Annotated in this window: 9 protein-coding genes; 4 read left to right on the top strand and 5 right to left on the bottom strand. The window is 60.8% G+C overall.

What is annotated here, in order from left to right:
* The first annotated feature begins 35 nt into the window (after window positions 1–35).
* Window positions 36–2,618 (top strand): DNA helicase PcrA, encoded by a 2,583-nt coding sequence (gene pcrA / locus M5J09_RS02080; RefSeq protein WP_374982090.1) that lies wholly within the window; start codon window positions 36–38, stop codon window positions 2,616–2,618.
* Between the two features lie 4 nt (window positions 2,619–2,622).
* Here the strand turns inward: pcrA and M5J09_RS02075 are convergent, their stop codons facing one another.
* From M5J09_RS02075 to M5J09_RS02055, 5 genes are all read right to left on the bottom strand, one after another.
* Window positions 2,623–3,375: a M23 family metallopeptidase gene (locus M5J09_RS02075; protein WP_257156802.1), complete on the bottom strand. Its 753-nt coding sequence runs from the start codon at window positions 3,373–3,375 to the stop codon at window positions 2,623–2,625.
* A gap of 421 nt (window positions 3,376–3,796) precedes the next feature.
* Window positions 3,797–6,484, bottom strand: a complete 2,688-nt coding sequence (locus M5J09_RS02070; protein ID WP_257156801.1) for an FtsX-like permease family protein — start codon at window positions 6,482–6,484, stop codon at window positions 3,797–3,799.
* A gap of 1 nt (window position 6,485) precedes the next feature.
* On the bottom strand, window positions 6,486–7,202 hold the full coding sequence (locus tag M5J09_RS02065) for an ABC transporter ATP-binding protein (RefSeq protein WP_042530035.1): 717 nt from the start codon (window positions 7,200–7,202) through the stop codon (window positions 6,486–6,488).
* Window positions 7,199–7,750, bottom strand: a complete 552-nt coding sequence (locus M5J09_RS02060) for a PadR family transcriptional regulator (protein WP_042530037.1) — start codon at window positions 7,748–7,750, stop codon at window positions 7,199–7,201. The genes M5J09_RS02065 and M5J09_RS02060 overlap by 4 nt, the downstream gene beginning before the upstream one ends.
* Before the next feature lie 222 nt (window positions 7,751–7,972).
* Window positions 7,973–8,725, bottom strand: a complete 753-nt coding sequence (locus M5J09_RS02055) for a M23 family metallopeptidase (RefSeq protein ID WP_257156800.1) — start codon at window positions 8,723–8,725, stop codon at window positions 7,973–7,975.
* Window positions 8,726–9,132: 407 nt separating this feature from the next.
* On the opposite strand from M5J09_RS02055, the gene M5J09_RS02050 reads away from it, so the two are divergent.
* Genes M5J09_RS02050 through purH form a run of 3 tightly spaced genes read left to right on the top strand, consistent with a single transcriptional unit; the run spans window position 9,133 to window position 13,057 of the window.
* Window positions 9,133–10,836: a DUF6350 family protein gene (locus M5J09_RS02050; RefSeq protein ID WP_257156799.1), complete on the top strand. Its 1,704-nt coding sequence runs from the start codon at window positions 9,133–9,135 to the stop codon at window positions 10,834–10,836.
* Between the two features lie 42 nt (window positions 10,837–10,878).
* Window positions 10,879–11,484: a phosphoribosylglycinamide formyltransferase gene (purN, locus tag M5J09_RS02045; protein WP_042530039.1), complete on the top strand. Its 606-nt coding sequence runs from the start codon at window positions 10,879–10,881 to the stop codon at window positions 11,482–11,484.
* A 40-nt stretch (window positions 11,485–11,524) separates the two neighbouring features.
* The gene (purH, locus tag M5J09_RS02040) at window positions 11,525–13,057 is read left to right on the top strand and encodes a bifunctional phosphoribosylaminoimidazolecarboxamide formyltransferase/IMP cyclohydrolase (RefSeq protein WP_257156798.1); all 1,533 of its coding nucleotides are present in this window, start codon (window positions 11,525–11,527) and stop codon (window positions 13,055–13,057) included.
* Window positions 13,058–13,104: the final 47 nt, after the last annotated feature.

Raw genomic sequence — 13,104 nt, 5'->3', positions numbered from 1 at the left:
GAATGTCCAGCGGGGCTAGTAGGTTGGAGAGCATTATGAACAACGAATCTCCTTTTAGCCCTCGTCCCTCCGCGCCACAGTCCTCTTCACCGTTTAGCTCTGCGCCGTCGGAACCTGCCGCTGACGATGCCTTGTTTGGTCTGCCGGCGGAGCCACCAATGGAGCCGGAACCGGAACCAGAAGAGCCGGAAATGGGCGTTGATCCACTGCTGGAAGGACTTAACCCACAGCAGGCAGAGGCCGTAACCCACTCTGGCTCGCCGCTGCTTATTGTTGCCGGTGCAGGATCCGGCAAGACGGCAGTGTTGACGCGACGCATCGCCTTTCTTATGCGCTCGCGCGGGGTAGCTCCTTGGCAGATTCTCGCTATCACCTTTACCAACAAGGCAGCTGCAGAGATGAAGGAGCGCGTCGGCCAGCTCGTCGGCCCGGTGGCTGAGCGCATGTGGGTGTCTACGTTCCACTCCATTTGTGTACGCATCCTGCGCAACAATGCGCAGCTCGTGCCGGGGCTGAAAACGAACTTCACCATTTATGACGGCGATGATGCGCGCCGGTTGCTCACCATGATTGCCAAAGACATGCAGCTGGACCTTAAGAAGTACTCTGCTCGCGTTCTGGCTAATCAAATTTCGAACCGCAAGAATGAACTTATCTCTCCAGAGGAGGCACGCGCTGAAGCGGAGAAGACGAAGAATCCCTTCGAACTCACCGTGGCGAAGGTTTTCGAAGAGTACCAGCGCCGCCTGCGTGCAGCGAACTCAGTGGATTTTGATGACCTCATTGGTGAGGTTGTGCGCATCTTCAACCAGCACCCACAGGTGGTGGAGTTCTATCGTCGCCGCTTCAAGCATGTGCTTATCGACGAATACCAGGACACCAACCACGCGCAGTACGCTCTCGTCTCTGCTTTGGTAGGAAGGGGAGAGCTTCCCCATGATGCTCCTGAATTGTGTGTGGTGGGTGACTCGGATCAGTCCATTTATGCCTTCCGCGGAGCCACGATCCGTAATATCGAAGAATTCGAGCGTGATTACCCGCAAGCGCACACGATTCTTCTGGAGCAGAATTACCGCTCGACCCAGACCATCTTGAATGCAGCGAATGCTGTCATTGCCAAGAATGATGGCCGCCGCAAGAAGAATCTGTGGACGGCACACGGCGAAGGCGAGCAGATTGTGGGTTACGTGGCGGATAACGAGCACGATGAAGCTCGCTATATCGCTTCTGAAATCGATTCTCTTGCGGATAAGGGGATGTCCTATTCCGATATTGCGATCATGTACCGCACGAATAATGCTTCCCGTGCGCTTGAGGACGTGTTCGTACGTTCCGGCATTCCCTACAAGGTGGTAGGCGGAACACGCTTCTATGAGCGCCGCGAGATTCGAGACCTCGTGGCTTATCTGCGCATTATGGATAACCCAGATGACACCGTGAGCCTGCGCCGCATTATCAATGTCCCCAAGCGCGCGATCGGTGATAAAGCCCAAGCGCAGATTGCTCTCCACGCGGAGAACTTGGGTGTCAGTTTTGGTGCTGCTCTGCGGGACGCTGCGGAAGGACAAGTCGCTGGGCTGGGAACACGCGCAGTTAATGCGGTGAGCAAATTTAACGAGATGATGGACGGCGTGCGTGAACAGCTGCCGGGCATGACCAATGAGGTCACCGGCCAGCCGGACCTAGGGGAGCTGCTGAATGCACTGCTTGATGCCACTGGCTACCGCGCCGAACTGGAAAACTCCAACGACCCTCAAGACGGCGCCCGTCTGGATAACCTCAACGAATTGGTGTCCGTGGCTCGTGAATTCAGCTCAGAGGCAGCCAACCAAATGGCCTTTATGGGGGCGGATGCGCAAGAGACTCCTGAGCTTGCGGAAGGAGAGGCCGCGCCGGGCTCGTTGCAAGCCTTCCTTGAAAAAGTCTCGCTCGTGGCAGACGCGGACCAGATTCCGGACCACGAATCCGGAGTCGTCACACTGATGACTCTGCACACTGCAAAGGGCCTGGAATTCCCGGTGGTCTTCCTCACCGGCTGGGAGGACGGCCAGTTCCCGCACATGCGCTCTTTAGGTGACCCGAAAGAGCTCAGTGAGGAACGCCGCCTTGCCTACGTGGGTATTACCCGCGCTCGGGAACAGCTCTACCTCACGCGCGCGATTCTTCGTTCGTCGTGGGGCAACCCGGTGACGAACCCGGCCAGTCGCTTCCTCGCCGAGGTCCCGGAGGACCTCATCGACTGGCGCCGTGAAGAACCAGACAGTTCGCTGTCCGGCGCGTGGGGTGGAGATGATTCCTACCAATACGGGCGTAGCTTTGGCTCCGAGAGCGGATTCTTCCGTTCCCGAAGCGGTGGCAGCCAGGGTGGTTATGGCTCGCGGGGCGCTGCGTCTTCCCCTTCGCAGCGCTCACGCAAGCCAGCGTCAGCATCGTCGATGCCAAAGAATAACCATCTCAATTTAGTTGTAGGGGACCGCGTCAACCACGCGAAGTACGGGCTGGGCACGGTCATCGAGGCCTCCGGAACCGGTGCGCGCGCAACGGTTACCGTGGACTTCGGTTCAGCGGGCAAAGTCCGCCTCATGCTCATCGGCGGTGTGCCGATGGAAAAGCTCTAAAGCTTTAGATGAGGATGCCGCGCTCGTCGAACCACTCCACTGGGTCAACAGCTGCGCCGCCGCCTGGGTGAACCTCGAAGTGCAGGTGCGGGCCGGTGGAGTGGCCCTCGTTGCCGATGACGGAAATCTGGTCACCGGCCTCGACGCGGTCGCCTACGCTGACCAAGAGCTGGTCGCTCGGCATATGGCCATAGACGGTGATGGTGCCGTCATCGTGCTGGATGCGAATCCAGTTGCCGAAGCCTTGGGCTGCGCCTGAAGAAATGACCTCGCCGTCCATGACGGCGTAAATCGGGGTGCCAACCGGGTTCGCCACATCGATACCGTTGTGGAAGGAACCCCAGCGTGGGCCGAAGCCAGAGGTGAACGTGCCGGACGTCGGGAACACTACGGTGTTGCCATCCGCATCCTCGCCGCGCATAGGGGTGAGACCAGAGTGATCGCCTTCAGGGGCGAAGGCCTCCGCGAGGCCGGGAATGCTGGAAGGGTCGAGAACGATGTCATAGCCGTTCTCAGTGGCATTGACCGTGGGGACGGATGCGCCGTTCAAAGCACCGGCCGTGGAGATGAGGAGCCCAGTGAAAGCCTTGAAAAGGTCGGACTGGGACTCTTCGTTGACGTCTGTAGTGACCGTGCCCTTGGAGGACCCGTCGGAGACATCTACGCTCGCCGCTGGTTCGGCGGCGAACGCCGGAGCCGTGACGGTAGCGGCGGCGCTAACTGCCACGGCGGCGAGTGCGCAGAGGGTGCGCTTCATAACTTCACGTCCTTATGAACTGCTCTGGCTAGCTGTATCGGCGACTTCTGCTGAGGTAGGGCCCTCAGCATGAAACCTGTGAGTGATGGGCTGCGGTCCTAACAACCGCGGTGCCGCCGCGCGGCCAGCGACACGCCGGCGTCTTAACGCCATCGTGTGAGTCCGTGTGGCAACGAGATACAAACTATCCCGGGTTGACCCCCTGTGCAATGTGAAAAATGCAGGTAAACCCAGGAATTGTTCGAAAAATCATCGAACAGCCCTGCATGTTACGCATGTGACTGAAGTGAAAATAGTTACAAGGGTAAAGTAGTGGTTTAAAGAATGGGGGTATGAAATGGGGGTGCCCCGGACCGGAGGTGGTCCGAGGCGGAGAGGGGTGTCGAGCTCGTGCTAGCGAGCTGGGGTGGTTCCAGACACGTTAGGTCAGCGACCTGCTCTCACTACGGTCACGAGCTGTGAGCGCAGCTCCTTCCCGCGTGCGGTTCACGGCGGCGGCAAGGGCTGCAGCGATCAGCGGCACCACAAGCACCGCGAGGAAAGACCACCAGTCGGGGACGAAGTAGTCCTGGCCGCGCAGCGCATAGGAAGGCGGATCGAGTAAGTAGCGCGGGTTATCGCAGAAGACATACGTGCCAATGTGACCAGCCAGCACACCGAAGAGCATGCTTGCGGTGGCCACCAGCCAGGTCTGCCACGCCGACACCCGTGACATGAGCCCCGGGTCAGCGCCGATGGACTGGAACACGTTGTTCTCCTGACGCATGCTCGTGGCGGCATTAGCGATGATGAGCGCCAGAACCACCAAGCAGACCACACCCATGCCGAGGGCCGGGTAGAAGCGAACGTCCTCAACGGGACCCGAGGCCCAGGCAAGGTAGTACTGGGACTGGGAGGCTTGGGCGGCGGCGTCGCTAAGCTCCTCGCGCGTCGTGTTATCCGGAACCTCGTCTAAAGCAATAGCACGTCCCTCATAGAACGGTTCCATTCCCAAGGCCTCGCCTGCCTGCGGGCTCACAAGAACGATGTCACGTGCCATGGTGGGCAAGGCTTCAGTGATGGGCAGGTCAGCAGACCGTGTGTCGGTCTTTGCACTGGCAGAAGAATCCTCGAACGTATCCACAGTCACCGTGCCTTCAGTGTGCGTTCCAACATGAGAATTGTGGGCAAGCACAATGCCTCCGGCATCGAGTGTGCGGGCAGCGGCCTGGCGGTCCTGTTCCGTATCGAACTGCCACAGGTCCAACTGCGCGGAGTCAGCCTGGATGAGGCGGGAATCAGAGATCATCGAGTTACTGACGTACATCGTCATCATCTCGTGTGCGCACTCCTCGCGCGCTTCCTCTGATTCATCGGTGCGGCGTCCTTGCGAGTCGATGAACACGGCCCTGTCAACCGGCACGGTGATATCAACTTGCTCGCACAAAAAATCAAACTCGGTGCTGAGGTCGTAGATCTCTCGATCTTCCTCTGCCCAGGAGTAACCCCCATAGGACGGGTACGTGTAATAGGGGTGAGTGGAGCCTGGGGCGGTGTTGATGACGGCGTCGGCAGCCGCGCGTTCCGCCTCATTCGATTCCTTCACAGGATCGCCGTACGTTTCACTCTGGATGAGCGCTGAAGTTCTCGGCATGATGATCTGCTCTTCAGCGCGGTGCTTGGCGTCCTCGGTCATGGTGGACACGCCGAACACTGTGGCGACGAACGAGACGGCGACGATGGCGATGGCCGTCGGCAATGCATGCATGCTGCGGCGGGTCAGGCTGCGACCTGCAAGTCGGAGCGTCAACGGCCCGCGCCGGGCAATCTTTGAGCAGAGGAAAACTAGTGCGGGGGCGGAGCCGGCGATGGCGATCATGCCGAAGAGCACAATGAGAGCGGAAAACATCCTGCCAAACGGGGTGAAGCTGAGGAGTAACAGGAGCGGCAACGCCACAGGACCGATGGCCATCCACGGCCGGAAGCGCAGCAGACGGTCAGGAGCGCCGCCCTGAATAGCCGCGGCCAAGGCGCTGCGTTGAGCCAGCCACGCCGGGACGATGGACACCACCACTGATCCCACGACTGCGACGAGCCAGGCAATGATGCCCTCAGCCCATGGCATGTGGACGGGGAAGTCCGGGTACCGCGCCGTCCACGCCAGCCATCCGCCACCCAGTCCCAGGGTCAAGCCGATCGTGGCGCCGAGGATGCCCATGAAGAAACCGTAGGCCATAACCGCCAGCATGATATGGCGCGGCATTGCTCCTTGACTGGACATGAGTGCATAAAGGCGCGTATTGCGCCCCATGGCGAGTGTGAATACAGGTGCCAGGAGGAAAAGAATGAGTAGGCCAGCGATGATATAGACGCTGGCGAAGAACACGAAGAAAACGACGGTTTCTAGTGCTTCCCCGGGGGTGGGCGCGTGTGCTTGGTCTGGGAGAGATTCGCTTAGCTCGGGGCCCCACAGGTCGAGTCCCTGCTGCGCGGCGGCGTCCTCCATCTCAGAGGTGAGCTGGACATCGCCGTTGATGGCCCACGTAGTGTTGGTCGATGCGTGACCCGGGGGATCTCCTAGGGCAGGGGCGGTGACGAAACTGAAATTGTCTGGTCCGATGGCGGCCACTGTGGCGTGGCGCTCGCCGTCGATGGAGCGGCCCAGAAACGTCACGGTATCGCCCACTGCGGCATCGAGCTCGCGGGCAGAGCCGCGCGATAGGACGATCTCGTTTGGTCCAAGCCCCAGCTTGTCGACGACCTCCCGCGCCTTCTCCGGTGGATTCTCCGCATCAAACTGCACCAACCAGGAACTGGTAGACCGGTCACCTACGAGTACCGACGTGTTGGCGAAGCTGGTGATAGGCGAGACGGTTGCGCCTTCAGGGAGAATCTCAGAAGCGAGCTCGGGAACGTCAGCGTTGGTGGTCTCCTTCTGGTCGCTACGGACCTGAATGCTACGCTCGGGTGACAGAAGGAAAGTATTGAACGTGGAGGACGCCGAGAACAAGGAGAATCCCACCACGAGGGCCACTGGTAGTGCGATAAGGATGATGGCGGCACATGTGCGCCACGGGTGGCGCCATAGGTCGCGCCGGGTAGGGCGGGTAGCGGCGGTAAGCGCTGACATACTAGCGTGCCTCCTCACCGGTGAGGCGGCCGTCGCGAACCATGACAACGCGGTCGGCCCAGCCGGCAAAGCGCGGCTCGTGGGTAACGAGCAGCCCAGAAGCCCCGGCGTCGATGCGGGAGCGCAGTACCTTCATGATGTCCTCACTCGTTGCGGTATCGAGGGCTCCTGTCGGCTCATCAGCGAGCAGCACCTTGCGTGGCCCGATGAGCGCGCGAGCAATGGCGACACGCTGAGCTTGGCCGCCGGAGATTTCCTCGGGGAAGCGGTCAATGGTGCCGTCGAGGCCCACCTCGCTTAATGCTTCCTCTGCAGCATCGCGGCATTGTGACGGTGAAAGTCCATCCAGCTCAAGGGGTAGAGCAACGTTCTCACCCACGGTCAGGGACGACACCAGGTTAAAGTGCTGAAATACCAAGCCGACATGGCGGCGCCTAGCCAGCGCAGCCTTGGCCTTGGAGAGGTGGGAGGCGTCGGCGCCGTCGAGAAGCACGCGGCCCGATGTGGGTGGCTGTAGGAGCCCCGCCACGTTGAGCAACGTAGATTTTCCGGAACCGGAAGGACCCATAACGGCTACTAGCTCGCCGGGGGAGAGCTGGAGGTTGACTGAGTCCAGTGCGGTGACCTGGCGAGCGCCGCTGCCGAAGACACAAGTGATGTTCTCCAGCTCGAGCGGGAAGGGCAGGTGCTGTGTTGCTGGCACAGAGGTGGGAGTCATTGCGGGGCCTCCTCGGTATCGGTGGGGGTGGATGGGTTGGCCAGGGATTCCACGCGGTCGAGCCAGCGTGAGAGGGATTCAAGGTCGAAAATGTGGCGTTCGACGGCGAGGCGCTGGGCGCTGCGTTCCGCGGGGAGTTCAGCGGCCTGGCGGTTGAGCTCGCGGAGCTGGCGGACGGTGGCGAAGCGCTGGGCGTCCAGCACAGCAATGACGTCCACATCGGAGCGCCGTGCGGCAAGCGTTACTTTGAGGACGAGTTCGTCGCGCTCGATAGCGTCTTTGTTGGTTGTTGACGTCCACCAACCGGCTAGCTCGTCCCGGCCGGCGTCAGTAAGGGCGTAACTCGTGGAACGCCGCCCGGTGGGGCCGGTAACTTCGCCGTCGACGGTGATGAGGCCGTCGCGCTCGAGGCGGCTCAAGGTCTGGGCAATTTGACCCATGTTGAGCGGCCAGAGGTCATCAAAGGACTCAGCAAAGCGGGTCTTGATTCGGCTGGCGGTGGCGGGTTCCTCACTGAGTAATGCGAGGACGGAATGTTTTACGGACATGGTCACCTCCCGGGGGAGTTATCAGTAAAATGTGTTGCATACCCGGTAAGTTACCGGGTAACCATCAGTCGAGTCAAGGGTGTAGTAGCTGGGGGTAACGCTTTGGCCCCGGGTGAGATCTTCTGCGAGGCGCGGTGGGGGAGGCTTTAACGCCAAAGGCGGCCCAGAGCGTGAGTGCTCTGAGCCGCCGGGGCTGGTGGAAGGTTGAGAAGAGTTGGGGTTCTAGGAGATGACGACTCCGCGCTCTGCCAGCCACGGAATCGGATCTACGGCGCCTTCACCCGTGGGGTGAATTTCGAAGTGAAGGTGGGAGCCGGTGGAAAAGCCCTCGGAACCCATGCCTGCAATCTTCTGGCCGGCATGCACGCGCTCGCCCACAGCAACGTCGAGGGTCTGCATGTGGCCGTAGACGCTCATGGAGCCATCATCGTGCTTGATGCGGATCCACTGGCCGAAGCCGGAAGCCGGGCCGGAGTCGATGACGGTGCCGTCCATGACGGAAAGGATGGGAGTGCCGACTGCGTTAGCGATATCGATGCCAGAGTGGAAGGAGCCCCAGCGCGTGCCGAAGCCAGAGGTGAATACACCCTCGGCCGGGCGAGCGACGGAAGGCGCACGGTTGGCCTCATCGGCCGCGGCGCGGGCATTGGCGGCCTGGATGGCCTTGTCGAGCTGTGCGGAGAGATCTGCAACCGGCTTAGACTCGGCGATGGCGAGAATCTGGGGTGCGGCATCCTCGATGGACGTCTGAACGTCCTTCAGCGGATCGGTATCTGCCTGAAGGGCGTAGTCGATGGGCTGGGTCTTAGTCTCCTCAGTGCCGCCAGACTGAATGGTGCCTGCGGCTGCGCCGCCAACACCTGCGGTGGACACGGCGCCAGCAGCGACGGTGACGACTGCAATGCGTCCCTTCGCGGTCTGCGAGGTGGTGATCTTGCGGTGGCGACCTGCGCTCCGCTGAGTCTTGCTTCGCATGAACTCTTCTTCCGTCTTCATTCACCATCGTCCGTCCGGCGTCAACGTTACGTTCTCGGCCGGTTGGTTATCCGATTGTGACCTTCCTGTTACCAACGAGATGTAACAGTAGCGTCTCAGGAAAGTTAGGGCAACCCAGTTTGCTGTTTTTCCTTTGTATGTGCCGTAAATCCTAACAGTAATGGTACTGAAGCTAATTGTTGTGATGAGTGTGACTACCCAACGGGGGTAGTGCAAGAATATTTGCATCTACCTGAGGGCTTGAGTCTGTGGGCTGAGATTTTGCTGTTTGTGTGGGCTGTCTCTGTGTGGCTTCTCGGCCACCACCTGCGGCCAAGCGATCATTTGGGTCTAGCCCCGCCGCGCCACCCCTGTTGGGGGAGTAGGGCGTGGCAAAGTGGACGCCAATGAATAAGAAAACGAGTCCCCAGTCACGGTCGGCAACCCGGCCGCGCACTCAGGTGCGTGGACATGGCCAGGATGGCGAGCGTTCCAAGCGTTCTTCCCGCCGCGATCGCCGCGCGCCTGCTCAGCGAATTAAAGGGGTGGAGTCCGCTAAGGCTAAGGCGCGCCGCGCCCAGGGGCCTACGACGCTGCGGGAGCGTATCCGCCGCATGCTCATGGTGGTTGCCGTCCCCAATCTGGTGGTGGTGCTGGGCATTATTGTCGTGGTCATCGCCGCGCTGTTGCTGACGAGCTCGCCATCCGCATGGTTCAACACCATCGTGGCGGAAGCCTGGATGGTCTTTAACCTCGCGCCAATTCGTGCTGGAGGCGTTGATCTTGGTTTCTTGCCGGCCTTACCTGCGGTGCTGCTGGCCTGGTTGGTGGGGTCCCGCGTGCGCACAGCGATTAAGGACAAAGTCAGTATTAATGATCTGATTGTCCTCACCGGCTGTGTCTTTGCCGTACCGCTCGTCTTGACATGTCTGGCCTGGCTGATGCTGTGGGACGCTGGTAAGGCCTATGACGTGTCCCCACCGGCGCTTTATGTGGTGCTTCCGCGCATGCTTCTCCTGCATTCAGCAGCGCTCATCGGAGGTATGGGCACGCGTCTGTGGAAGGCGCTGGCTAAGCGGGGCGGGGTGCCGCACGTGCTTGTCGACGCCTCCCGCATCGGTCTCAGCTACCTCGGATACCTCGTCGTCAGTGGTTTCGTCCTCGTTGTTGTCCTGTGGGCTCTGGGGTGGCCGCGACAGGCTGAGATGCTGGCGCAGTATCCGGCGCTTGATGCCCTGGGGACCGCCGGACTGATTTTTGTGAGCATTCTGTACCTGCCTAACGCCGTCGTGGCCGCGGGTTCCGTGCTGAGCGGTTCGGAACTGCACATCGGGCCGGAGAGTAGCGTGAGCCTGTTTAGCAGTCATATGGTGCCTTTGCCGCCGTTGCCGCTGGCAGCCGCCGTGCCTCCGAGCGTTAGCTCCTGGGCTGTGGTTCTCCTTGCACTGCCCGCTCTGGCTGCTGCTGTGGCCTTTGCTCGTCGCCGAGCGTTGGTGAACTTCCAGGTGGCCGTCACTGCGGCTGTGGTTGCTGCCCTTGCTGCGTTGGCTGCCGTTTACGGTGTCTCCGGCACCCTTGGGGCCTACGGCTATACCGGTCCCGAGCTCTGGACTGCGGTGGGGCTCAGCGCACTGTGGTGCCTTGTCGTGGGGGTCGGCTTCGCCGCGGCTAATGCGTTGATGGCCTGGCGTCGCGGTGATGGAACCGAAGCCAAGACTGCCGGCGTCAAGGCCGATGTCGAGAATGCTGCGGTGCCCACTGCGACAACAGAGACCACAACAGGGACCGTCGCAGCTGACTCTACTGAGTCCACTGAGTCGTCTGAATCTATTGAACCTGATGTGGTCGAGGCCGAAGTTGATTCTGAAGCCGCGACTGCAGTGCCTGTATCCGCCATGCTCGCTGATGAGACTGATGACGCTGAAGCAGCGGCAGACCCTGAGGAAGCAATAGACCCTGAGGAACCGGCGGAGGATGAGACACCGGCGGAGGATGAGACACCGGAAGCTCCAGAAATCAGTGATGCGGACGAGGACCACGGTGGCGTGAGTGATGAGGGTGATGAGGGGGACGTCGCCAAGCACGTGCACTCGGACCCCACTAAGGAGTAAGAAATTCCCTGTTTAGGCTTCGCAGCGGCTAGGCTGTAGCGCGTGACTACACCGCACCAGCCCGCTACTTCTGCCCGCCTCAACGTCGTGGTTCTCGTTTCTGGAACCGGCTCCTTGCTGCAGGCCATCCTCGATGGTCAGGACGAACACTACGGCGTAGTCAAAGTCATCGCGGACGTGCCCTGTAAGGGCATCGAACGCGCACAGGCGGCGGGAATCGCCACCGAGGTCGTGGAAATGGGTGCTGACCGTGCCGAATGGAATAAGAGTCTGGTTGCTGCAGTAGATGCTGCGCAGCCAGACATTGTTGTTTCTGCGGGATTTATGAAGATTCTGGGGAAGGATTTTCTGGACCGCTTCGAAGGTCGCACCATCAACACCCACCCGGCGTTGTTGCCTGCCTTCAAGGGCGCGCACGGCGTGCGCGACGCGCTGGCTTACGGTGCCAAGGTCACAGGCTCCACAGTCCACTTTGTTGATGCCGGTGTCGATACTGGCGCCATCATCGCCCAAGAACCCGTGCGAGTGCTGCCTGAAGATGACGAAGCCAGCCTGCACGAGCGCATCAAAGTGGTCGAAAGAGAACTCATCGTCACTGTCCTGCGGGCATCCCGCGCGCAGGATGCGGCGCTGACCATTGAGCTGTAACAACTGCAACAACCGCAAGGAAGGCTAGAGTCCCCACACCATGAGCGAAGATCGTAAGACCATCAAGCGCGCACTGATTAGCGTTTACGACAAGACCGGTTTGGAGGACCTTGCCCAGGCCCTCGACAAGGCCGGAGTAGAAATCGTCTCTACCGGCTCCACCGCGAAGAAGATTGCGGATCTGGGCATCGAGGTCACCCCCGTGGAGAAGCTTACCGGCTTCCCGGAGTGCCTGGAAGGCCGCGTCAAGACTTTGCACCCGCGCGTGCATGCCGGCATCCTGGCGGATACCCGCAAGGACGATCACCTTAACCAGCTGTCTGAGCTCGACGTGGAGCCGTTCCAGCTCGTCGTGGTCAACCTGTACCCCTTCCGTGAGACCGTAGCGTCCGGCGCGGACTTCGATGGCTGCGTCGAGCAAATCGACATCGGCGGCCCCTCCATGGTCCGCGCGGCCGCAAAGAACCACCCATCGGTGGCGGTTGTCGTGGACCCGGCTCGTTACGGCGATGTCGCTGAGGCCGTCGCCACCGGCGGTTTCACTCTGGAGCAGCGCCGCGGCCTAGCCCGTGATGCCTTCCTGCACACTGCCGATTATGACGCCGCGGTGTCTGCATGGTTCGTCGATCAGCTCAGCGAGGAGCCTACAACCACCTCGCTGCGCTATGGCGAGAACTCCCACCAGACCGCCACCGTGACCCGCATCGGCACTACCGGACTGGCTAATGCACAGCAGTTCAACGGCAAGGAGATGAGCTACAACAATTACCAGGACGCCGACGCTGCCTGGCGCGCGGCTTGGGATCATGATCGCCCCTGCGTGGCGATCATCAAGCACGCTAATCCGTGTGGCATCGCGGTATCTGAAGAGTCCATCGCGGCTGCTCACCGCGCAGCACACGCCTGCGACCCCATGTCCGCCTTCGGTGGCGTTATCGCCGTCAACCGTGAGGTGACCGTGGAGATGGCCGAGCAGGTCAAGGAGATCTTCACCGAGGTTATCGTTGCCCCGTCCTATGAGGAGGGCGCCATTGACGTCCTCAAGGCCAAGAAGAACCTGCGCGTGCTGCAGGCAGAGCACGAAGCGCCGGAGGAGGAAGTTAAGTTCATCTCCGGTGGTGTGCTCACCCAGGAGCCGGATACTTACCAGGCAGAGGGAGATAACCCAGCCAACTGGACGCTGGCTGCGGGCGAGGCTCTCAACGAGTCCGACTTGGCACAGCTCGAGTTTGCCTGGCGCTCCGTGCGCGCGGTGAAGTCCAACGCCATCCTGCTGGCCAAGGATAACGCCACCGTGGGCGTGGGCATGGGCCAGGTCAACCGCGTGGACTCTGCCAAGCTCGCCGTCGAGCGTGCCAACACTCTGGCGGACGGCACCAACCGTACCGAGGGCTCCTTCGCAGCCTCCGATGCTTTCTTCCCGTTCGCTGATGGCCTCGAAGTCCTCCTTGAAGCCGGCGTGAAAGCCGTTGTTCAGCCGGGTGGTTCCATCCGCGACGAAGAGGTCATTGAGGCCGCGAAGAAGGCCGGTGTGACCATGTACTTCACCGGTACGCGCCACTTCTTCCACTAAATTCCCTGAAAGCTTTGTCCTGACGGTATGCGCAGGACCTGACAAAG

Origin of the sequence: Corynebacterium sp. BF-R-2 (assembly GCF_024586525.1) — a bacterium.
GTDB classification, from domain to species: domain Bacteria; phylum Actinomycetota; class Actinomycetes; order Mycobacteriales; family Mycobacteriaceae; genus Corynebacterium; species Corynebacterium singulare.
This window is presented reverse-complemented; position numbering and strand designations above follow the sequence as displayed.